The organism is Acinetobacter sp. NRRL B-65365 (assembly GCF_001605865.1).
Classification (GTDB): Bacteria; Pseudomonadota; Gammaproteobacteria; order Pseudomonadales; family Moraxellaceae; genus Acinetobacter; species Acinetobacter vivianii.
The window spans coordinates 11,715-33,448 of record NZ_LRPD01000024.1 but is presented as its reverse complement, the minus strand read 5'-3'; the positions used below and the strand labels follow the sequence as shown (position 1 = coordinate 33,448).

General features: G+C 42.1%; 17 protein-coding genes. 1 reads left to right on the top strand and 16 read right to left on the bottom strand.

Annotated elements, in window-relative coordinates; all coding sequences use genetic code 11:
- Positions 1 to 21 precede the first annotated feature (21 nt).
- From AWW72_RS10455 to surE, 3 genes are all read right to left on the bottom strand, one after another.
- Positions 22 to 951, bottom strand: coding sequence for a LysR family transcriptional regulator (locus AWW72_RS10455; RefSeq protein ID WP_004770466.1), 930 nt, complete (start codon positions 949 to 951; stop codon positions 22 to 24).
- Between the two features lie 136 nt (positions 952 to 1,087).
- Complete coding sequence (locus AWW72_RS10450; protein WP_062847286.1) at positions 1,088 to 1,918, bottom strand: peptidoglycan DD-metalloendopeptidase family protein; 831 nt, start codon at positions 1,916 to 1,918, stop codon at positions 1,088 to 1,090.
- Positions 1,919 to 2,027: 109 nt separating this feature from the next.
- Positions 2,028 to 2,798 (bottom strand): 5'/3'-nucleotidase SurE, encoded by a 771-nt coding sequence (gene surE / locus AWW72_RS10445; protein WP_004770469.1) that lies wholly within the window; start codon positions 2,796 to 2,798, stop codon positions 2,028 to 2,030.
- 155 nt (positions 2,799 to 2,953) lie between these two features.
- Between surE and AWW72_RS10440 the strand changes: the two genes are divergently transcribed.
- On the top strand, positions 2,954 to 4,174 hold the full coding sequence (locus AWW72_RS10440; RefSeq protein WP_062847285.1) for a tyrosine-type recombinase/integrase: 1,221 nt from the start codon (positions 2,954 to 2,956) through the stop codon (positions 4,172 to 4,174).
- A 273-nt stretch (positions 4,175 to 4,447) separates the two neighbouring features.
- On the opposite strand, the gene AWW72_RS10430 is transcribed toward AWW72_RS10440, so the two are convergent.
- From AWW72_RS10430 to AWW72_RS10370, 13 genes are all read right to left on the bottom strand, one after another.
- The gene (locus AWW72_RS10430; protein WP_062847283.1) at positions 4,448 to 5,038 is read right to left on the bottom strand and encodes an N-acetylmuramidase family protein; all 591 of its coding nucleotides are present in this window, start codon (positions 5,036 to 5,038) and stop codon (positions 4,448 to 4,450) included.
- A complete protein-coding gene (locus AWW72_RS10425) occupies positions 5,035 to 5,412 on the bottom strand; it encodes a hypothetical protein (protein WP_062847282.1) in 378 nt (125 codons plus the stop codon). Before AWW72_RS10425 ends, AWW72_RS10430 begins: the two co-directional genes overlap by 4 nt.
- Positions 5,413 to 5,489: 77 nt before the next feature.
- A complete protein-coding gene (locus AWW72_RS10420) occupies positions 5,490 to 8,252 on the bottom strand; it encodes an SGNH/GDSL hydrolase family protein (RefSeq protein ID WP_062847281.1) in 2,763 nt (920 codons plus the stop codon).
- A 10-nt stretch (positions 8,253 to 8,262) separates the two neighbouring features.
- Positions 8,263 to 9,948 (bottom strand): phage terminase large subunit, encoded by a 1,686-nt coding sequence (terL, locus tag AWW72_RS10415; protein WP_062847280.1) that lies wholly within the window; start codon positions 9,946 to 9,948, stop codon positions 8,263 to 8,265.
- On the bottom strand, positions 9,948 to 10,256 hold the full coding sequence (locus tag AWW72_RS10410) for a hypothetical protein (RefSeq protein WP_062847279.1): 309 nt from the start codon (positions 10,254 to 10,256) through the stop codon (positions 9,948 to 9,950). Before AWW72_RS10410 ends, terL begins: the two co-directional genes overlap by 1 nt.
- A 73-nt stretch (positions 10,257 to 10,329) precedes the next feature.
- Entirely contained in the window at positions 10,330 to 10,800 is a 471-nt protein-coding gene (locus AWW72_RS10405) for a hypothetical protein (RefSeq protein WP_062847278.1), read from the bottom strand.
- On the bottom strand, positions 10,797 to 13,343 hold the full coding sequence (locus tag AWW72_RS10400; RefSeq protein WP_062847277.1) for a hypothetical protein: 2,547 nt from the start codon (positions 13,341 to 13,343) through the stop codon (positions 10,797 to 10,799). The genes AWW72_RS10405 and AWW72_RS10400 overlap by 4 nt, the downstream gene beginning before the upstream one ends.
- Positions 13,344 to 13,346: 3 nt before the next feature.
- Positions 13,347 to 16,220 carry a transglycosylase SLT domain-containing protein gene (locus AWW72_RS10395; protein WP_062847276.1) on the bottom strand — a complete coding sequence of 958 codons (2,874 nt, stop codon included), beginning with the start codon at positions 16,218 to 16,220 and terminating at the stop codon, positions 13,347 to 13,349.
- On the bottom strand, positions 16,220 to 18,247 hold the full coding sequence (locus AWW72_RS10390; protein WP_062847275.1) for a hypothetical protein: 2,028 nt from the start codon (positions 18,245 to 18,247) through the stop codon (positions 16,220 to 16,222). The genes AWW72_RS10395 and AWW72_RS10390 overlap by 1 nt, the downstream gene beginning before the upstream one ends.
- Entirely contained in the window at positions 18,247 to 18,633 is a 387-nt protein-coding gene (locus AWW72_RS10385; protein WP_062847274.1) for a hypothetical protein, read from the bottom strand. The genes AWW72_RS10390 and AWW72_RS10385 overlap by 1 nt, the downstream gene beginning before the upstream one ends.
- Positions 18,634 to 18,635: 2 nt before the next feature.
- The gene (locus AWW72_RS10380) at positions 18,636 to 19,082 is read right to left on the bottom strand and encodes a GNAT family N-acetyltransferase (protein WP_062847273.1); all 447 of its coding nucleotides are present in this window, start codon (positions 19,080 to 19,082) and stop codon (positions 18,636 to 18,638) included.
- A 2-nt stretch (positions 19,083 to 19,084) separates the two neighbouring features.
- The gene (locus AWW72_RS10375) at positions 19,085 to 21,169 is read right to left on the bottom strand and encodes a phage nozzle protein (protein ID WP_062847272.1); all 2,085 of its coding nucleotides are present in this window, start codon (positions 21,167 to 21,169) and stop codon (positions 19,085 to 19,087) included.
- Positions 21,169 to 21,729: a phage connector family protein gene (locus AWW72_RS10370; protein ID WP_062847271.1), complete on the bottom strand. Its 561-nt coding sequence runs from the start codon at positions 21,727 to 21,729 to the stop codon at positions 21,169 to 21,171. The genes AWW72_RS10375 and AWW72_RS10370 overlap by 1 nt, the downstream gene beginning before the upstream one ends.
- Positions 21,730 to 21,734 lie beyond the last annotated feature (5 nt).

Below are 21,734 nucleotides of genomic sequence, written 5' to 3'. Positions count from 1 at the left end.
TTCGGAACATGGCCTTTTTACTTAGGCAACACCCTGCAAGGAGCGTCCACCGGGTAACTGGGCAAAATATTGCTTCAAGGCATCAATACAACGATGAACCTTCATTGGGTATTGTTCACGCTTCGAGGTTAAAGCATGCAAGGTATAAGCTGGTAGTTGCCAATCTGGTAGAACCTCAACCAAAGATCCATTGATCAGCTCTTTTTGAATATCCATATAGAGAATACGCGCCAAACCATGCCCTTGCTGACATAACGCCTTGGCAACGAATACATTATTAGTACCTAAACGAGTTTTCATATCCACATTGACTACATCCCCACTAATACCGTGGCGGAAAGTAAAATGCTGATAGTTTTGCATTAAAGTAATTGGAAGCAGCTCATGATGACGTAAGTCTTCAGGGCGGGTAATCGGTTGTGCCTGATTCAGATAACTTGGAGATGCAACCAGAACCTGATCTACACGTGCTAAAGGCACAGCAGACAATTGCTGATCTTCCATCTTCAAACTCATTCGAATCGCAATATCAATACGCTCTTCGATCAGGTCAATATAACGATGGTCTGCTTCAAAATGAATCGCCAGCCCTTTATGCGCCGACATCCAGTGAGACAGTGCAGGAATGACGTGTAATGCACCCAATTCAGGTGTGGTGGCAATACGCAGATCCCCAACCAGATCATCACGTAATTCATTAATACGGATTTTTCCCCGTTCAGCTGCAGCCAGCATTTCCTGACAACTGAGGAAAAATGCCTGTCCAGCTTCGGTAAGACTGAGTTTTCGGGTTGAACGATGAAGTAGGGTCACATCCATTTCTTGTTCTAAAGAACGGATTTGTTGGCTAACCGCACTGGTTGTAATTCCGAGTTCCCTTGCTGCACCACTAAAAGAACTTTTTTCTACAACGCAAGCAAAGACCCCCATTGCACGCAATTGATCTAGCATAGACTTCCCTCTCAACTTAATTTATTAATATGCTTATTGTTCTAATGAAAGCAATCAAATTAAGTATACAAGGAAGTCTATTTTTAGACTAGGGGGATTATTAATAAATTATTGAAAGTTTATTAATAATCTTTAGTTAATTTGGTAAAACTGTGCTTGGGTTCACAGGTTTGCCATCTAGGCGAACTTGGAATTCCAACATGACTTGCGATGCTCCAGAAGACCCCATTTCTGCAATTTTCTGTCCAGCTGTCACATTATCGCCACTTTTCACCAGCATTTTGCTGTTGTGTGCATAAGCTGTGATATAGCCATCAATATGTTTCACCAATACCAGATTGCCATATTCTTTTAGGCCGTCAGCCGCATAGACCACTTGCCCATTTGCAGCAGCAAAAATTGGATCGCCAACATTACCGCCATAGCGTGTACCTTTTACATTACTCGCCAGATTGAAGGTTTGAATCACAGCACCATTCGCTGGTTTAACCCAACGCAGGCTTGATGCGACAGTCGAAGATGACGGATTCACTGGAACTGCCGGCACGACAGGACGAGGTACAACCGGTTGTGGTTTTGGCGCTACAGGTTGCTGAGTTGGTAAATTAATGCTTTGACGCTGGATTGGAGCTGTTTGCGCCATCGCTTGCGTTGATGTGGTGCGCTGAGCAACTGAACCTTTTAAACGCAATGATTGATTGACATAAATACGATAAGGCGGTGCGATATCATTTAGTGCAGCAACATTAAGATAGTTCAAACCATAACGATTTGAGATCCCGCTTAAAGTATCACCTGAACGCACCGTGTAATAGTTTGGTGCTGGCATCGTATGACGTGCTCCACCATTGACTTGCGGTTTTGATGCACACCCTGTCATAACTGCCACTGTCGCAACCGCCATAGACAAAACGATTGTTTTAATCATTTTCTGTGATAGAAAAACCGAGACATGGTTTAAGTGCATCTTCGCCCTCATCGAAAAAACCTCAATTTATTTGCGCTAAGAGTATCAAAAAAGTGAGAAAAAACGAGTTCTCACTTTCTTTATTCACAAAGTTATAACATTCACACCATTATCCATTTACATGAGCATGTAAATTTTCCAGCACCGTGTAGTTGGTTGCATCCATCTGGATTGGGGTAATACTGACATAACCATTTGACACAGCAAAGAAGTCTGACTGAATAAAATCCGAGACAGGCTGCGGATCTGTCACCGCTTCACCAGCCAATCCAATCCAGTACACCTGACGTCCACGCGGGTCAACATGGCTGCTGATCGGTTTCGATTGTGCCCTGCGCCCTTGATAAGTTACTTGAGCACCTTGAATCTGCTCAACATCTGGAATATTAATATTAAAAATATGGCGCGGCGGTAAAATCGGTAAACCTTTGGCAATAAAGTCATGTACCCATTGTGCTGCTTTTGCATAATGTTCTGGATGCTCGTATGCACGTACATTCGCGCCTGCAAGAGATACTGCAATCGCAGGATGTTTCATTAAACGCCCTTCAAAAGCTGCACCAACAGTCCCTGAATATAAAACATCATCGCCCAGATTCGCTCCACTATTGATTCCGCTAACCACCAGATCAAATTCAAAATCAAATAAGCCATTCATGGACAAATAAACACAATCTGCTGGTGTGCCATTTACCGCCCAGACATCTTCAGATATTTGAACAGGACGTAAAGGACGGTCCAGCGTTAATGCACTTGAATAACCACTACGTTCACTTTCAGGCGCAACCACAACCACACGACCTAAAGGTTTTAATGCTTGAGCCAAAGCTTGTAGGCCAGGTGCGAACACACCGTCATCGTTTGCAATTAAAATATTCACATGAATCTTCTTAAATCTGTATTAATCTGTTTCTCTCATCCAGTACCTTTATTTCACAGCATCTTTGCTCTATTTTAGTCGGTATTGGTACGTACTAATCTGCCAATAAAACGGGTATAGTTACGGGTAACGAAAAACACTGGACGGGTAATCTAATGCTTTCTGACACAAAAATAAAATCGCTCAAACCTACTGAGAAAATGTATAGAGTGCTGGATGCAGAACGACTATACATTGAAGTACGCCCTTCTGGAAAGAAGGTATGGCGATTGAAATACACTTTAAATGGGAAAGAAGGAACTATCAGTCTCGGTGAATACCCCGTGGTGTCTCTAGCAGAGGCACGAAAGAAAAAGGATGAAAATAAGATTCTCCTCAAAGATGGTGTAAATCCTGCGTTGGATAAAAAGAATAAGAAGATGGAGAAACAGACAGCCGCTGAAAACACTTTTAAGGCTATTGCTGAGGAATATATTGTAGAAGGCATGAAATACCGATCTGAAGAATATATTGATCAGTTTAAGCGATATATGAAAAAAGATATTTACAAGGTCATTGGGCATAAGCCAATTAAAGAAGTCACTTCAGCAGATGTTTTGTACATTATGCGCAGCAGTATGGCCCGAGTTAAAAAGTACTCGCATTGCGGAACTGGCGAGTCAGTTGCAAGCTTGAATCGCAGATTTATTAGTTTAGTCGTCTGTTATGCAATCGTGACATTAAGAGCCGACAACGACCCAACCTATGCAGTTCGTAATGCTATTGAGCAGCCAGAAACAGAACATGCCCGACCTTTAGAAAAAGAGGAAAAAATAAGACTTAGAACACGCATAGATTATTATGGTGGAACTAGCACAGTGCGAAATGCCGTGCTTACATTGGCATATACTATGTTACGTGCTTCTGAAATTAGACGCATGAAGTGGGAATTCATAGACTTTGATGAAAGGACTATCTCTTTCCCTAAAGCATCCAGAAGGCGCTTACAAGAACGTAGTAATAAGAAGAACCATCTGCACGTTGTACCAATGTCTGATCAAGTCTACAAACTTATCACGGAACAGTATGAAATAAATCCAGATCAGCCTTATGTCTTTGCCTCACCAAGTAAAGATGGAGCGATGTTATCGCGAACCACACTTAATAGAGCACTGGTTTATGTTGGATTAGCAGAAGTAACAACCCACGACTTTAGAGCGACTGCATCTACCCTGCTTAATGAGAAAGGATATAAGCCAGATTGGATCAACAAACAGCTTGCTCATCAAGATCCTGATAAAACCCGCGCCACCTACAATCATGCAAAATATCTAGAAAGCCGCAGAAAAATGCTTCAAGATTGGGCTGATATTGTAGATAGTTGGAAGTTGGTATGAGATACATCTACTTAAAGAAGGACAATAAGTATCTGCACATTGTTCAGAATGAACATGATGATTATCAGGACTTTTCAGACATAAGTGGCATGTACACACAGCACTTTGTATTGAAGACGGAGAAAGAAGGTGCTATTAAATTTCTACAGCAGCATGAAGTTGATTATTTTCTTATTAAGGCGGGAAGAAAGTTGAAGGGATTTAAACAGGTGATAGAGTGATGCTTGCTAATGTTGTACACATTGCAAGCAAACCGAAATACTGACATTTGTTTTAATGGTGTGGGCTGTGCAACTTGTAAGCATTGGCAAGCTTAATATCATAACTATTCTTAGCATAAGCAGCACCATTGTAACCTCTCGCAAAAGATTTCCAGTCTTTGTTATTTAATGCATTTACAAGGCCATTTGTTTTGATATATCGAATCATTGCGTCAAGCTGAGACGCTTCATCTTTATACATAGCATTGATAAAGCTTTGGATCGATGGATAGCCAAGGTTAAACCAGTGATAACCCATCACTTGTCCGATGCCCCAAGAGCAAGATTCAAGTGCTGAGAATCTATCAAATTTAGCAGCATCCTCAAGTTTCTTATGCTGTTGTGAATAAAGACCATATCCACCAGCTGATGTATTACATAAATCTGGGCGCTTCCGCATCATCTCATCAGCAATCGAGCGTTTTTTGTGAAGAATTAATCTCTGACGCATCACATGACGTTCAAAGAGAATTACTGGTGTGCCATCTGCATTAAAGCCATTACCTTTGCACTCAACATCAATAACCGCTTGCAGTGCGGCAGGCTCAACACCGATTACAGTAGCTTGAGTGGCTACCTGTTCCTTGGTTAGTTTTTTATTCATGTCTCACCACCTTTGCCACTTATGATTGCAACAAAAGCCGACTTAATTTCAGCAATCACCTGTGACATTGACTTGCCTTTTAACAGAGCAATGGATTGATAAGCGATACCGATGAAAAGCAATCCAAAGACTGCAAACATCAACATGATGAAGCCTTGGAACATTGTGGTTGAAGCACTGTAGCCATAGTGCTCTATGAATGCTGAACCGCCATAAAGACTGACAGTCACACTACACACAAACTTCGTGATAACCCCAACTGAAACTTGAATTTTCCCCTTATCATCAATATCCCCACTCAAAACAAGTGCAAGAATTGCCCCGATTACTGCTGGAAAGATCTTTAAGACCCATGGAATTGCGTTCTCTTGCATAACAACCTCAATTATTTAATATCAATAAAAAACCCTGAACTTATTAGAGTTCAGGGTTTGTGTTGGTTGATTGGGTATTAGCGACAATATTTGTATAGCAACTTATAAAATACAGTATCAGCTATCATAGCGTAGCCTACAGCATTAGGATGCACATGATCATCAACAGCCTCTAACTGGGTTGTTGATCTCGCACTTATCTTGTGCCAAGTAGGGTCAAATTTTGTTGGATCTGTCTCAGGATCAGTTGTAGTTTTCTCATAGCCGATCTCACTACAAAATGTGCTACTAATTTGCAAGAAATCGACATTAGTTTTTGTCGCAATCATTGCTTTGTAAGAATCATTAAATTGCTTAATTGATTCAAATACTTCACGCTTTGATACGAAACGCGTACCTGTATATGTCTTAAACATAAAATCAGGCGCTTGGTTTAGGCCTAGACAAATGATATCTGTATTAGCATGTGTGGAACGGATCTTATCTATCAATAGACCAAGATCGATAGCAGATTGTTTTGCCGTACTGTTATAGACATCATTCCAGCCAAGTTGAATGATAATAGTCAAATTTGAGCCTGTAGAATTAACACCCGTGAATCCGTTTTGAGACAAGTAATAGTTCAAATCAAATTGAGATGTTGATGGGTTCCAAAATGCATTTATTACAGGGTTGGTTTCGCCAACTGAAGCATTATTCAAGTAATGAAACGCACGCCAGCCACCCCGCCCTTCATGCTTAACAATTTGATCTCCAATAGTGCCTATGAATTGAAGGTTTGTCATTGATAAGGGGGCTGGACTTAATTCATTAGAAAGTAACCGGTACCCAACTCCACTCAAACGACGACTACATTCGTTTGGCCATGCACCTTCAATTTTTGCCTTTTCATAGCCTTTGGTTGTTGAATCTCCGATTGCTAGAACATAGCGTATTGCACTTGGATTAATAGGAGTGTCTGTAACTAACACAGGAAAAGAAGCTAGCGTTTTTTTCCAGTTTAAATCCTCTGTTGTTTGAATCTGAACCGGTATGCTCGCCGACGTGGTGGGCTTAATTTTACATACACGTGCATTTGATCCTGAGATGTTCCACGCGACATTATCAGCATTACCTACAATGCCATCAGAATATAAATAAATCGGCTCATTTTTCAGCGCATAAACAGCATCTGGAACAATAGTTGAATACTGTTTTGGTCTAGACTCAGGTATATAAAATCCAGAAAAGGCATGTGCATACGCTATCGCTGAAGAGGCGCGAATATATGAAATATTAGGGTCAGATATAAGAAGGTTGTAACTAGACTCTACTGATGATGAATATAGAGACTGTAAGAAAGCACCTTGTTTATCGAACGCAGATATACTGGCAACAAGTGATGCATTACCCCTGCCAGTATAAACAAACTTCTGCCCTTGCTTGACCGAGATTAAAGGCGATGTCTCCCATGTATCTGATTGAACAAAACCCCCAGTTAAAGTAATGTATCCTTTAGCGACATCACTGGTTTTGAAGAAATCCACAATAAATGGATTGCTTACATAAACATTAATTGTAGTTGTTGAAACTGATGCAAGCTGAATACTTAGGCGCACATAACGTGCATTAGCATATTGGTCAGTCGGCTTAATTTCGAAACTTGCCGCAGTATCTGTATAAATCCCTAGAAAGGTTTTGTTTGAATCATAAAATGCTACAGCAGCTGCTGTTGAAGATGAGCCAATCAGCGCGCCTATTCTTTTTAGTAATGCGCCAACATCAACATTAATAAAATCAGTCGACTTCCAATTGGCATTAGAGATAACAGAACCATCGGTTTTTGAAATATAACCATTACTCAATGTTCCTGCTGCAAAATTTTTATATGTACCAAAAACCGCAGATTGTGTTTCTAAATTAGCAATAAGAATCTTATTGTCTGATTCAGAAGCTTTTTGATCTGTATAAGCCTTAGATTGGGTAATTGGATCATATGGGGATTTTGTAAATACTGAGCCATTCCACTGCCAATCCCCTCGCTTAGATAAGTCTGGATCACTTGTTACTGTCACTTTTGAGTTGGTAGGAATTGTGGCTTTATCAGCGTCCATTTCTGTGTAAGTTAGATAAGCCTTGTTACCCACACCTACTGCATTAATTTTCCCATCCAGAACGGCCTCAGAATTCATAGCGCGCCCCACCTCAGAGGTAATATTCTGTTGCAAAGTTTGCTCAGCAGCAATTGCTCTATTTTTTTCCGCTATTATAGATCCACTACCCTCTGCTAGCTGCTGATAGATAATTTCTAAATGTGTTTGAACACTTTTCTTATCAAGGGCAAAAACAATTCCAGCCGTTACACCGTCAAAAATATTTGGAGTCGTTCCTGCATATAAAGTGTCTATATATCCCTTTAAACCTGCGAACACCTGGGCATCACGCATTTTTGCCAGTTCATCAAAATTAGCATCGTGTGTACGTCGCCACTCAATTTCTTGTTTTAAACGTGAGGCCAGTTCTGCATCAATCATATTCTGCTCTTGCAGAATATGAATGATCTTATCAAAGTCATAGTTAACTGCTTCAGGGCGAAAAGAGTTGTCGTAGGTTTTATAATCTGTATCTCGGTTTAAAACCGTATCTCGATACAACTCAATCTGATCACCATCTTTGGGTGGTTGCGCGAAAACAACTTTCTTTCCAACCAGATCAACTGTGTAAACGCTTCCTTGTGGGATTTCCTTATTCAAGGTAACCACAAGATACCCGACATCATGCAAATCAAAAGTGATAGGAAATTCGGTTGTGATTCCATTGGCGTAATAACCAACGTAGGGTATCTGTTCTGGTACTGACATTGAGCCACTCCTAACTAAAATCCATAGTGGCCTCAAATACGCCACTGTCTGGTCTCCAATTAGGGGACTCATTTGATTCTATTTCGTTGTGTATCCTTCCAACTCGCTCTGGCGCTGAAACAATTGCACCTGATAAAGAATCAAGATAATCATCTGGCTGGCTTGATATAGCAGGATTCCATTCACGCATTTGTTTTACTTGTGGCGTATCTTCGGTCTCGCCACCGTCCTTCTCTACCCATAAAACTGAAACGTGCGCCCACAACATGCCTGACAATAATGGAGATTCAATTCCTTCAAGAATCCGTTTATTCTTATTTTCTGTGCTGTGCTTTTCTTCTACCACACATCTAATACGGCGTTTCTTCAAAGCAGCTTTAAGTGATGCTGGTGCAAAACCACCGATACCGTTTGTCTCAATCACAACCTTAGGTAGCTTAAACTCCTCGATAATGTCACAAAGCTGCCACACTTGACCGCCTATGATCTCGCCGCCTTCATTGGTTACGGTTACAGGGCCTGTTAATGGTATTGCTCTATGCCAGTACTTATTCCCGTACTCGTCATGGAAAACAAGTGATGTCGATGAGATGTCGGATTTAAGTTTGCCCGAAGATGGATCCCAGCGGAATGAAGCGCCAACCAAACGGCGATCACCAAGGGTTAAAACATATTCCTTGTTTGCTCGTTTAAGCACAGGTTCACAGTCATAAGGGATAATCTTGTCTGGATCTAAGCGAACATCACCAACAGGCTTAGCATGCATCTGGTATTGTGAATCCCACTCGTTAAGTGTTTTACATTCTTCGCGACGAGCCTCCATTTCTTCTTTTGTAAAGCGCTCCGCCCAGATCCCTTCGGAATAGAAATCCGTAATGTAGTGATCTTCAAGCAATGTTACTTGCCAATGCTCTCCCACTTTTTTGCATTGATAGTGCACGCCTTTTTCAAGGTATTTAGAGCCAGTACCAATACCGCAAAACGAATGAATCGGCTCAAAATCTAAATTAACAATCTGCCCAGCAACGCCATTTTCAACACGGCGCTCATGCTCAAACATTTTTAAAATAAATTTTTCTACTTTCTTTTGTTTTTTGATTTTTTCATACAATGAGTCATATGTATGAGGCGTGCCGATCCATAGCTTTTTCGCACCGGGTATTGCAATGTGCGTTTGTTCGCTAAGTTTCTTAGGTAGCTTCTCTCGTTGTTCTGGATTTGAGGTTGTTTGGGGTGTCTCCACGTCATCATTTTGAATGAAGTGCGCACGGTGACCGGTCACACCTGACAAGATACCTTTGGCAAGCATTGTCCCATAACGCACATCTTCCGTACCATTAACAAACCAACGTTCAATTTCACCCTGTTTGATTGCTACAGCAAGGTTATCTGCACAAAGTGGATGGCGAAGCAAAACATCACGTGTACCCTTACTACACTTATAGGCATCTGCATCGGTTGTGCCTTGATGGAGTATTTGAGTGCTAGGCCAGCAATAGATCACCCAAGCATTAAATACATCCAGAATCGTTGACTTAGAATGACCACGCGGCATCATGAGCAATGCCGTGCGCCCATTCAAATAAAATTTCTCTAGGAAGATGCAAACTTGTACGTGAAAGCCCGGTACTTTCCAGCCTTGCAGTTCTGCCCAAAGAATAAAAAACGCTAAAAAGCTTATCTTTGGTTTAGTCATTAACTGTATTTAGCTGCCAGTTTTGCGGCTTCTGCTTCGGCCTTTTTAATTAAATTCTGTTCGTGTTTTTCTTGGGTTTCAGGTGTGGCACTAATCGGCAAAACCTTACCTTCTTTGATTGCGATAACGCGTTCAAGCGCCCCCATTACCGCAGCTTGATCTTTCACAATCTTGTACATGAACCCTTTATCACCACGGGCTTGCTTTGACTCCAAACCAATATCCATAGCGATTAAAGCGGTATTTATCATATCGTCCGCTATGTCTTCAGATAGTTGTTTAATTCGTTCCGCCTGATCATCACGCATAAAAAAGCCCTCGCATAATTTTTAATAATGCGAGGGCTTAGGTGTTGGTGGGTTGGGTGAAAATAATAATTATTTATAGGTAATCAGAACAGCTATCCGAATAGAAATTCTTCAATTCTTGTTTGATTTTTTCGACCATAGAAGGTGTAGGATTTATATCTAAATTTGCCCTTTCAAGAGTTTTCTGTAGAATCATACCTTTAATAATTTCTTTATCCTTGATATAGCGCGGCTTGTAGAAATCAAGAATATCAGGCTCTTTATGCTCTAATGAGAATCTTGAAATTGACTCCACATATTTATCCATGAAAAGCAAGCCCTTTTCATAAAGTTTTTTTGCCTGCAAAGGCTTGTCTAGGTAGTCAGCCACATCAGCACAATAAACCATCCGAACCCCTTCTAAAGCATTGCTTTCATCGTGGCTTGGAACTGAGAACATGTTAGATGTGTTTTCATCGCTAAATATTGCCTCTCTATCAAGCATCATACTTTCAGCAATACAATATGTAGGAAGAATTAATAACAAAATCAGTAAACTTCTCACTGAATAACCCTCTCAAAATCTGGCGCCTGAATATCAGCAATATCATCACCCCACCACCGGGAGCGCCCTTGTTCTCGTTGTGCTTTTCTTAAAAGCTTCTGTCTATAACCTGGTGCAATACTATCTTGTATTTCATCAAAGAACATTCTATTTACAGCAGCCTTTGTATACCAGAGGTTTTGTGCTGGGATTTTTGACTTTGCAAGCTTAAACGCCTCATTAGCTGCATTGGTATCTTTTCCTTCGTACCATTGGTTTAGATTACCAAGAGTCAGTCCAAGTACTGTTTTTGCATCACCCCCAGCTGGACCCGCAATAAAGTCGGACACACCTCTACCACTCGGATCTACGCCAGCCGCAACAATATCACCAAGTACTGACAAGCCCCCCCCTTGAACTACAGATCGACTAAAAAACTGTGTTGTTTTTTGTGGATCATCACTATCCCACATGGTTTGTGGATCATTACCATTAGCCAGCTCCTTTAACTGAACGACCAAAGCACCCAGTAAAGTAGTCATAAAAAATAGAGACATCCCATATTCAGCCTTCCCCTTCAATCCATTCTGAGCAAGTGTGCGACTACCTTGGCGCATCAAAAATGCGGATGGGAACGTTTTGAATTGAAGTGTACAACGAAGAATCTCACCCATTGCTGTGCCACGTTTTAAACCACCAGTCATCCAAGTACGCTCACGCAATCCACCTTCGATAACTGCCATACCTTGTTCGTCAAGTAAATGTGTCTGTAGCTGGGTTGCGACTTCTTCACGAACGCGCTTTGGATCTCCAAACTGTGAAAGTTTTGAATCTGGTATTTCATAAATCGAACGGGCTGACATGAGTTTATTGCCCTTTCGGTCTAGGACAGGATCTGCAAGGCGCATCACTTCCCATGCACGCTCGCTTAGTCCAGTTTTAGTCAGTAACTCCTTATCAATGTCAGTAAGATCACTCCAAGCCCTAGAGCGCGTCATATCGCCATATTTAGCCATGAGCATTTTTGAGAATCCAACTTTAGAGGCAGCAGTCAATGCATTCAAAAAAGAGACACGCATAACTTGAGATGCTACGCCATTGGATATTTTTGCAAGCTTTTCCGATTTTCCGTAAACAGACGTTAATCCATCATCCGCCCATCGGTTGATAGTTCCTAGCATCTCTTCCGTTGCGAGGCCAAGACTATGCGCCAGCTCACGATCAGCTTTATTTGCTGGGTTGAGTTGCGTGATTAATTCACCAAAGGTTTTTCGATACGCGATGTTATGCACTGAAGCTGTTTTGGCAATCATTGCCTGATCTGTTACGGATGATAGCGTTGTCCCACCAAGCATGGATGCAACATTCATAGATCTATATGCAAGCCCTAAATTTGCCAGCACTTGCGATTGAGGGGCATTACCACCTGTAAGCTCATCAAACATAACTTGAGCTCGTTTAAGAGTTGCATCAGCTTTTTCAGAATTTTTTTTCCTTTCCAAGTCAGTTCCACCACTCATTGAATCCTTTGCTTTGGCAGCATCCATAAGAACTTTCATTGCCGTTTTAGGATTGCTACCAAGAGCCTCCACAAGTGCAATATCTTTAGACATTGATGAAACGTGTGCCTCAATCAAGTCTACAAACTGCATGCCGCCATATTTGCTCTGGTAGTCCATCCAAGCATCCGCATCTTTAAAATGCAGCACACGGCTTTCACTATGCTTGCTCGTAACTTTTGATGTGCCTCGAGGGGTTGCTTTACCGACCTGAATTTTATTTGCACCATCCATAATGATCGAATCAAAGGCATAGCTGAGCAATTCTTTAAGCTCGTCCATGCTGTAAATGCTTCCATCTTCATGTACATATTTACTATGGTCGATATTTTGGATTGCATCATCCATCCATTGCTCTTTACCAGCGACAGCAAGTTTTTCAGAATTATGTGTCTGTGGCATCCCCCAATCATCTAGCTTTCCAATATCGCCGCCGTTTCGATTGAATCGGTCACGCATATTTTCAAAGACATCACCCATTTTATCGGAGATGTGCTTTGCCAAAGCATCACCAGAGCTTTGCCCAAAGCGCTCTTGAATAATGTTTTTAACAAGATTCTGGTCGGTGAACACACCAATACCGCCCTTAATGTTTGTGTAAAAATCGACAAGATCACCACGATAAATTGAAGCGATTGCACGTGCCTTAGAGTCAATAGACTGAATCCCAGACATATCACCATGCGCAGCAACCATGCGATCAACAACCTCACTTGCTGGCAATGTGGGATGATCCAGCGCGGCAATGTTTTTACTTTGTGTAATGGCATCATTCACAGCAATTTGTTTTTTACGCTGTAGCTGAGACTGAATATCTAAAGCGACCTGTTGCGAGGCTTCTTTTAGTTTTTCTGTATCGCTCAGGTTGTGCCAGCGCTGGCGGTCTTTACGTGCAATGTTCTTCTTTGCATCAATGACACGCTGTTCAATGTTCTGGATCTCTTGCTGGTTTAAGGTTGTCTTGCCTAATGCTTGTGCTACAGCTTGAATGCATTGTTGTTTCATCGATTATTCTCCGTACTGCAAAGCACAATTAATTGCTGTTTGGGTTGCTAGATTTTCAATTTCTGCACTTTTTGCATCAGCTTCTAATTCCGATGCTAATTGGTGTAAGGGTATTTGCGTTTCAGTTTCCACCCCATCTTCAGTGATACGCTTTACCGCAATCATCTGATTGGGGTTGTCATTCAAGATGTTCAGAAAGGCAATATCATCTGGTGTATCCCCAAACAAAGAGCCTTGCCGTGGATCTCCCAAAGCTTCAACCTCATCAACTTTAGATTTGATGAAGTCACTGATTGCTTTAGAGCTTCTATTGTTCTGATCAAATACTTGTAAAAATTCACGCGCACTAGGTGATAGGCCATCATCAATCAACTGACCTTGATTTAAATAATCATCAACCTTTAAGTCATTCGCTTTTAGATCACTTAGCTTTTGTGCAGCCTGTGCCAGATCCGTTGCAATCGTATTTGGATAGCGACCACCTTGTTTGACTAAATCGCTTAATTGAGCCAGTTGAGGCGCAGAACGCAACAAAGCATTTAATACAACCTTACCCTCTTCTCCAATGTTCTCTGATAGGCGCGCTACCAGATTTGAATCACCATATGCCTGACTTGCTAAAGCTGTTTCGATACGGGTTTTACCCTGCTGTGATAATCGTCCATCACTGGTTATCGCATTTGATCTCTCAGACTGTGGAAGTTGATCCACGAAAGAGCGCACGTAGTCCATGCTTCCCTCGAGGTTGATATTTCCATCTGAATTAAGGCGCAACATACTTGCATCGGGCAGGCGATTAACGTCACTTTTGGCACGTTCAGAAGCGCTGAATTGTGCTACATCGCTTTCATTTGCAAGCCTTGCAAAGCTTGCACGATCAACATCACTAATACGTGTACGCACCAAAACAGGATTGTTAATACCTGAGATATCAAAACCTCGAGTGTTTGCATAATCACTGACAAACTTGCGATACGCCTCTGCCTTACCATCCGCATATGCTTTTGATATTGCCATGGTGCGCCCATTACCCGATTCAACAACATTGTCCAATCCTATGATCGGTGCGCCGTCAGAAAGCTTATATGACTCGCCCAGCAATTCAGGCTTAAGATCATCTGCCATTCTTTCAATCTGCTGACGTGATGCTTCACGGGTACGATCACGGGGCTGTAGCTCTGCTGGATAACGTGGGTTTACAGCAAACAAAGCATCATTTGATGCAATAAGGTCATTCAGGTCTTTAACCTCATAAGCAACATCATAGCTTGTACCATCCATGCCATAAGCTGTGCTTCGACTCTCCCCACCAAAACGAGCGCTTACGGTATTCCATTTTTTACGCCACTTATCAATTGCCTGTTCAACAGTCATGCCTGACATGCCGTTATTCTTTACAATTTTATTTGCATTCTCAGGATCATATTTGCGGACTACATCTATCAGCTTTGCACTTGGGTCAGCTTTTAAAACATTAACTGCACCAGCTGGCCCCAGTAAATGCCCAAGATATTGTTCATGGGCAATAGGCTCTCGCCCTAGTTTTTGTTTAATGTAGTTGTTGGCATGTTTAATATGTTTCAGGCCTACGCGGATCTGCTCCTCTACATTGCGCCTATCACCTCCGCCTAGATTCCCCCATGTTTTATCAAGCACTTGAAATAAACCAAAAGCAGATGATAATCGCTTTCCATCCTTACCTATAGGTGGCTGGGCAGTATGATTAAAATTGCTTTCAAGTTGAGAAATAGTGAGCGCAACAGTGGGGTCTACGCCGTCCTGATTTGCTTTGCGTGCAATCAATTTTGCATTGGCTGGTAATGCACTAGATTCAATATCAAACGGTTTTCTCTTTTCATCCCCCTTCACATCTTTAACGACATTTACTGGGCGACCTGTTCTAATTTGATCTGTAGCATCGTCAAGATTAATTAAATGGTTATTTTCCTGAATCGGGTTTGCAGGCTTTACAGGTGCAACAGAGTCATCCATCTGCATTCGGTTAACTTCAAGTGTACTCTCAACAACTGTAGACTTGGCTTCTGGATTTTGGTTTAAGCTATCCAGTTCAGCCTTAACACTTTTATCGAGATAACGAGCATAACCACGGCTTGCACCAAAAAATAAGCCATTCAAAAGCAGATCCGTACCTACGCTTTGGTATGTGATTTCGTATTCTTTGGCTTGTTTTTTGTAGCCAGCGTTTTCAAGAATCTCACCACTTGCAAATTGACCACCAGTAGATAGCGCTGTTGCGCCACCAACCGACAAGGCCGCATCAGCCAGTACTCCACCTGTGCCTCTTAAACCGTAAGACAAAGGCAAAGCAGCAGAAGCACCAGCAACCACACCATCAACAGAAGCAACCTTTAATGCTGTCTCACTATCAACACCTTTTCTAACAAGATCCTTGTATTTGTAATTTGTTTCAGACCCACCCGTAACCCCTATTGCGCCAGCTAATCCACCCAATGCACTACCCGTGATTGCACGTGTTGCAAAGTCGCCTAAGCCAAAACCAATTTGCCCGACTGTTCCGGTATTCTCTTTATCTTCTAGGTTGCTTATACCCTCAAGAACTATGTTGTCGCGTGCTACTTCTCGTTTAGCCTTAAACTCTTCGTAAGGCTCGATGAAGTTGTTTGTTGAGACATCTTTGAAACTGTAAGCCAAGCGATCTGTAACAGCATCCACAGGCGCGGCAACCACATCGGCTACTTTAGCAAAACCAGCTCCAGCACCGCGAAACGGCGAAGAAGCAGCACCATCAAATAAGCCTACTTCCTTAGGTTGTTGTGGTTTCGCGCCAAGACCTTTGTTTTGCAGTTCCTCTACGGACTGTTGCTCATCATCTGAAAAAGTATCTAACCAGCTCATTATTTAGTTACTCCACTCATTTTGATACGCCAAACAGCTTTATTAACAACCAATGGTTGTCCGCGCTCGTTAATTAAATCGTATTGTAGTTCACCTGTACTGCTCGACTTCCCTTGTCTTAAGCGAAGATTTTTAAGTTCGGCAGCACTTATCCCCGTCTGTTGAGCAATCACGTTATAGCCTTGATCTAAGCGTGACGAAAATGCATCATCTGTCATTCCGTAGGGCTTGGTCACTTTCCATGACTGGTATTTACCACCCATGTAATTTCTGAATCCGCCGTCTTGATCGTAGATGCCGCCAGTAGTAAAACCTAAAGCAAATTCAGCAATTTCCTTGTTTGGCAATTCATCCGCTTTAGAATGCGCCTCACCCCGTGAAACCATCGTGTCCGCATACACAGCTTTGAAAACTTCATATGCATCATTGGCGGTGGTTCCCGACACTGTCTGCCCTACATAATCATTAAAGGATGCGCGTAAGTCAGCTTCTTTAGGCATTGTGAATTGCTTATTTTTTAATAGCTGTGTACCTGAAATGATTGATGTGGAAAGCTCACGGCCTTCGGTTGATTTAAAATTGTTTAACCTTGCTGTTCCAGCGGCAACATAATTCAGTGATCCGCTACCTAGTTGCTTTAGTGTTTCTTGCCAAATCTGCTTACCGCCAGTAATCCCTTTAGTTTGCCCAATCAAGTTGCTGATTAAGTTTAACTTCTGGTCAACACTTGATTTATCAAACTCGTCGATTGCCTGTGGTAGTTGATCCGTAGAGATTGGCTTAATAGCAACGTTAGGATCATTCTTTTTCATTGCAAGTTGATACGTGCCTACTGTGACCAGATTTTTAGCCAAGCCTTGAGGATTTGTTTTAATAGCTGTTGGATTGATGTCTGGTAACTGAATACCATTTTCAGCCAAAATTTGACTTGGGTTGTCTTTGGCTAATTTGATCTTTTCGTCATAGATGGACTGGTAAACATTCATCACTTTTTCTTCGCGCACAGGATCCGAAGAAGATGAATTTTTTAATAACGCCTTTTGATCGTTAAGCATCTTAAGCTGCTCAGTTGTGCTTAGCTTTGAGAACTTCTGGAAGTTGCTTGAATGACCCATGTAAAAGTCAAAATCAGCCTGATTATCTGTACCATTAACAGCCGTTCTAACGTTATCTACATAGGATGCATCTAAGTTTCGACCAGTCAAAACAGACTGTTTAAACTCATTAAAAACTTTATTTGATTCAGTAAGACGCTTATTCTCTTCAATCTGTTGGCGGTTCTGAAGGGTATGGATCTTACTTGAGATAGAGGCTTTATAGTCCTGCACTTGACCGCCGTTTAAGTATCCGTATGCACCCTTATCTAGATCGGTATTTAAAGTACTTAGCTCATCGACACTACCAGAATTAACAGCAGATAAAATACGCCCATCAAGGTCAATTTTATTCGACTCTTCGCGAAGTTTTTGCATGCGCTGTGACTTCTCTGCTTCGGAGATAGGCGCATTATCAAGATATGTTTTAAAGTATGATTCACGCTCTTGTGTGGGCAATCGCGTAGCTATGCCAAAAGCACGATCAACTAATTCAACGCCTTTCTGTTCATCAGCTCTCAGTTGTAATGGGAAAAACGAACTACGCTGATTATTTACAGATTGTGCCCAATAGTTTTTTAATTGTGGCTTGGCGTGTTGTGGCAAGTTTTCTTCCAACTGTGCATACCGATCATTTGACCATGCTGAAAGATCGTTATTGGCTTGTTCAGCCGATAAAACACCATTACCAACCTGATTCTTTAAATCGGTTACTTTGTTGCTAAAGTCTGTAGTCAGCACATCATCAAGCTGTAGCTTAGCGCTGTTTTCTTCTTGTGCGCGCTCTTTCTGCCATACTTGTTGCTGTCTACCCATGATTGCAGAAAACACACCCATAGCAGCATTATCTGGACGGTATCCACCCGGATTAGCTGCGTCACCTACTCTTTGAGTTGTTCCAGTTATTACGCCTTGGCTAACAGGTATCTTCATTATTTCCATCCCTTTTTAGCTAAGCCTTTTAACGGCCCTAAATCACTGAACGTGCGGTCAAGAGAATCGCTTGCCTCTGCGCGCATCTGGCTTGCTGCATAGTTTGCTTGTGACTTAGTGATATAAGCGTTTGCAGCGGAATCGCCAGCAATCTGATCTTGAATTGCGGCAGCGCTTCCTACATCTACATTTAAGCCATTTTCAGCAGCCGCAGCACGCGCACTGCTTTGCATCTTCTGGCCTTGATTTAAAATGCTTTGTGCATCAACACGCCCTTGCGCCTCTGTTGTTTCAGCTTGGTTGCGTAGAGTTGTGGCGTTATTGATTGTATTTTTTGCGCCATCAACCTTTTCCTTAATTGCCTGAATAAGTGCCATCCACCACATACTTAGACCTCCTTCGAAAAATTAAGGCCTGTACAGGTAAAGCCGTAGCTTTCATACAGTTTGGATACATCACTGGATTTGATTCCAGTAGTTGTGCCTGAGTGAATTGCATCGACCTTCTGCTCTTGTGACCAGACAACAAACTCTTTGATCAGTTCACTGCCAGCACTTGAGTTTCGACATTCTGGGAGGACGTATAAACAAAGCTCATAAGCAACCTTCTTTCCGCTAAACCATTCAATGCCAGTTGTCGCTACCATTGTGCCGATAGGTTTTTGATCTTCATCAACAGCCACAAATACAGACTTACCTTCAATAATTAAAGTGCCCAAAAATGAGCGTGTAGATGTTTCATTGAATTGATTGAAATTAGGTGCTTCATGAACAATGCGCTTGCCAAAATCAACAAGCGCATCAAGATCATTTAATGTTGCTTTTCTGACAAGCATAACTATCTCTCATTGATTGAAATCCGTGATGAGATAGCTTGCACATAGAAAGGTAATGGTTTGTCGTGTGTTATTTGAAGGGTAAAGTCATAGACAGTTTCCCAGCCTTTTAGGGTTATTTCGGCATAACCAGTGAAAGGTTTATTCTGGAAAACAGATTGATCAAAGTTTTTATACTGAAGCGGCTGTGGTGGCTGATCACAGTTAATCACCTCGCCACCTAAGCTCTCATACAGAAAAACAAAAACGCTATTCAACTGTAGCTTATCGTGTAGAACGGTCGCTGGCGCTTGAGCAAGATTTGGTGGATAAAGAGCAGCTCTACAAACAAAATGGTTTCCTAAGTGAACCAGTTGATTTAGTGAACTGTTTAATTTTACAACAAGACCATTCACTGTAACGTCAGTGTAAAAGCGCCCATCATTATTGCTGAAGCTTGCTATCGGATTGCTAAGTAGACCTATATTCGGCACCAATGCAGTATTACCGTTGAAATCCTTGTCAATCTCACAATCACTAAATGAATTTTCGGACAGTTCTTCGAGAACAGTAACGCCGTTCCTAACAACAAGCATAAAGCATTGATCATCACCAAGATTGGTCGGTATTGAGCACATTGAAATAACATTGCCCCCAAAGTCATGATGTGACCACGCCGCCATAGCTTGAGCCTTGTTATATGTCAAAGCAGCAACTGTACCGTTATTAAGGACGCACCAAACAATCGAATCAGGTGTCTGCTGGTAAGTAATTTCAGCAAAGCCGCCTTGGTCTTTGGCAATATGAGGCGCAATCGCTGTTAGATCGTCAGAGACAAGTCCATCAGTTGTGTAGTCATATGACATAGCTCTTAGGCGCGCACCACCGCGCTGAACGTATAAAACCTCATTCCCCACACGACAAGGGCGTACATCTGGGTGACAACCGTAGGCTGTTTGCTCTTCGATCTGTGCTGTACTTGGTGTAAACGCACCAGTTGACGAAACAATAAATTCAGCCCCACCTGTCAGCACTGCCACGCCACCACGCTGCACAAGGAATAAAATATTGTCTGACTGAGCCGATGAGGATGCCATGCTGATTGCATCTGAATCATCAGAGGTTGTAAGAAAATTACCATCATCGGCAATTGCGGAGAACCAGATTAAATTAGGCGATGTATCTGTATTGGCAAAGACAAGGCGCTGTTTGAAAAATGATACAGCGCGCGGATACCCTTTCTCATCTGAGAATGCACCAGCGGAAATATGCCATGACTTGGCAATAGCCTGAATGTCACTTGTGAGCTTCACCATCACAATGCCACGTGCTACCGAGGGATTATCAATTGATGTGATTTGAACCTGACCACCGTTCAGGGTAACGATTGAATCAATATCCTCAGATGTGAAGATGTTCGCTGCCGATCCTGTTACCTCTTCCCAGTATAAAGATCCAACTTCATCTGGCTGCTTGCCTTTTGATTCTGTCAGCGCTTTATATGTCTTTGAAGCAAAGATTACACGGTCATCCGTAATGTAAGTTGTTTCGGCGTCCCACGTAGGATATGAGGCGGCAGACAACGTAACAGTCATCCCCACTTCTACACCAGACGGCGTAAGTGCAACATTGGGATAACGCCCTTCATCATCCAATGGCGCGATATTAAAAACGAATGCACCAAATTGCCATGTATCAAAAACCTTTGATGTGACTAGCCGATGAACTGGTGTATCACCTTGAACAAAGAACATTCGGTAACGAGTGTGCGCAACTTGCACCTCCTCCACCTTTTGCGCCGTGTCATAAGGTGTATTAAATTCCTTTTCAATAAGATGTGTGCGTGGGTTATAGATCCACATTTTCCCAATACCAAGCATGATTAGAAATGGATTTTTTGACTTAGGGATGAATGGAATTAATCTTAATGCCTGTGTGTCTAGGCGAAACTTTGTGCCTGGTCTTTTTTTGAATCCACCCTCAATAAGTGGAATCACATTAAACAGTTCTTTTGCGCCGTTGCTGTACTGCTGAATGTCTGTGCGCGTACCAAGTAACGGGCTTAACTCACCAGCGCTAAAGTTGTTTTTGATCGTGAATTGTTTCATTAGTAGCGTGCTCCCAATAAAACAGAATCCTCCATTTGTAGCGATTCACTCTGTGTTTCTTGCGCACTTATGCCACGCGCTTCTTCTAATCGCTTGGTTAAGAGTGATAATGCTGTCTGGCCTGCCGCATCGCTTCCAGTAATCGGCTTGCATAGACGTGATGCAAGTTGCAGCTCCATGCACTCAACAAGCATTGAATCCCATGTGTCTTCGTTGTTGTTGTCAAAGATGTAAATCAAATTGATTACATCTGCATCCGCTAGAATTGATCGACCTTCCACTTCAAATCGCTTACAACCAGCATCGAATAAGCGGATAAAATCACTTGGCAATGGGAATGCGTGGCGGTAACCAAAAGTAGGATGTGTGCTTAATGGCGCTAAACGTGTGCGCTTCTTCGCGCATGACCAAGGGTATTGTCGCAATAAAGCCTTGCGTTGTGACTCGTAAAAGTTACGGCAATATTCAGCCTCTTTTGTTCCATCATCAAAGGACTGGATTGACCGCGCGCCAATCATACCCAGAGCTGCATTACAGATACTTATCTTTGTAACGTTCATAAAAA

What these genes read in the sequence shown, in the direction of transcription:
- AWW72_RS10455 (WP_004770466.1), bottom strand. Translation starts at nt 951, where the DNA reads ATGCTAGATCAATTGCGTGCAATGGGGGTCTTTGCTTGCGTTGTAGAA.
- AWW72_RS10450 (WP_062847286.1), bottom strand. Translation starts at nt 1,918, where the DNA reads ATGCACTTAAACCATGTCTCGGTTTTTCTATCACAGAAAATGATTAAA.
- AWW72_RS10440 (WP_062847285.1), top strand. Translation starts at nt 2,954, where the DNA reads ATGCTTTCTGACACAAAAATAAAATCGCTCAAACCTACTGAGAAAATG.
- AWW72_RS10430 (WP_062847283.1), bottom strand. Translation starts at nt 5,038, where the DNA reads ATGAATAAAAAACTAACCAAGGAACAGGTAGCCACTCAAGCTACTGTA.
- AWW72_RS10425 (WP_062847282.1), bottom strand. Translation starts at nt 5,412, where the DNA reads ATGCAAGAGAACGCAATTCCATGGGTCTTAAAGATCTTTCCAGCAGTA.
- AWW72_RS10420 (WP_062847281.1), bottom strand. Translation starts at nt 8,252, where the DNA reads ATGTCAGTACCAGAACAGATACCCTACGTTGGTTATTACGCCAATGGA.
- terL (WP_062847280.1), bottom strand. Translation starts at nt 9,948, where the DNA reads ATGACTAAACCAAAGATAAGCTTTTTAGCGTTTTTTATTCTTTGGGCA.
- AWW72_RS10410 (WP_062847279.1), bottom strand. Translation starts at nt 10,256, where the DNA reads ATGCGTGATGATCAGGCGGAACGAATTAAACAACTATCTGAAGACATA.
- AWW72_RS10400 (WP_062847277.1), bottom strand. Translation starts at nt 13,343, where the DNA reads ATGAAACAACAATGCATTCAAGCTGTAGCACAAGCATTAGGCAAGACA.
- AWW72_RS10395 (WP_062847276.1), bottom strand. Translation starts at nt 16,220, where the DNA reads ATGAGCTGGTTAGATACTTTTTCAGATGATGAGCAACAGTCCGTAGAG.
- AWW72_RS10390 (WP_062847275.1), bottom strand. Translation starts at nt 18,247, where the DNA reads ATGAAGATACCTGTTAGCCAAGGCGTAATAACTGGAACAACTCAAAGA.
- AWW72_RS10385 (WP_062847274.1), bottom strand. Translation starts at nt 18,633, where the DNA reads ATGTGGTGGATGGCACTTATTCAGGCAATTAAGGAAAAGGTTGATGGC.
- AWW72_RS10380 (WP_062847273.1), bottom strand. Translation starts at nt 19,082, where the DNA reads ATGCTTGTCAGAAAAGCAACATTAAATGATCTTGATGCGCTTGTTGAT.
- AWW72_RS10375 (WP_062847272.1), bottom strand. Translation starts at nt 21,169, where the DNA reads ATGAAACAATTCACGATCAAAAACAACTTTAGCGCTGGTGAGTTAAGC.
- AWW72_RS10370 (WP_062847271.1), bottom strand. Translation starts at nt 21,729, where the DNA reads ATGAACGTTACAAAGATAAGTATCTGTAATGCAGCTCTGGGTATGATT.